This is a genomic window from Streptomyces sp. P9(2023), assembly GCF_032436795.1.
In the GTDB taxonomy this organism is placed as follows: domain Bacteria; phylum Actinomycetota; class Actinomycetes; order Streptomycetales; family Streptomycetaceae; genus Streptomyces.
This window is the reverse complement of record NZ_JAUPWM010000798.1, coordinates 1-242: the sequence shown is the minus strand read 5'-3', so window position 1 is coordinate 242 and position 242 is coordinate 1. Positions and strand designations below refer to the sequence as shown.

Annotated in this window: 1 pseudogene; it reads right to left on the bottom strand. The window is 45.5% G+C overall.

Annotated elements, in window-relative coordinates:
- Positions 1-214 (bottom strand): annotated as a pseudogene (locus tag Q5762_RS39480) (excinuclease ABC subunit C); the annotation flags it as partial.
- Between the last annotated feature and the right edge of the window lie 28 nt (positions 215-242).

Below are 242 nucleotides of genomic sequence, written 5' to 3'. Positions count from 1 at the left end.
CTTCGCTTTGGATATACTCGAGGAATAGGAATAGCTCGGACTTATGATCTATGAATACCTCTTGGATAGGATTGCCGTAGAGTAGACCATCGGTTTTGTGTCGCTCGTCCTTTACAAGTCCTGCTACAGGTGTATTTAGACCCAGCGTATCCAGTGTATTTCTTATGGCATTCATCTGCCCTTTACCTCCATCCGCTAGGATGAGATCCGGCATGCTGCTGTTGTCTTCCTTGAGTCTTTTA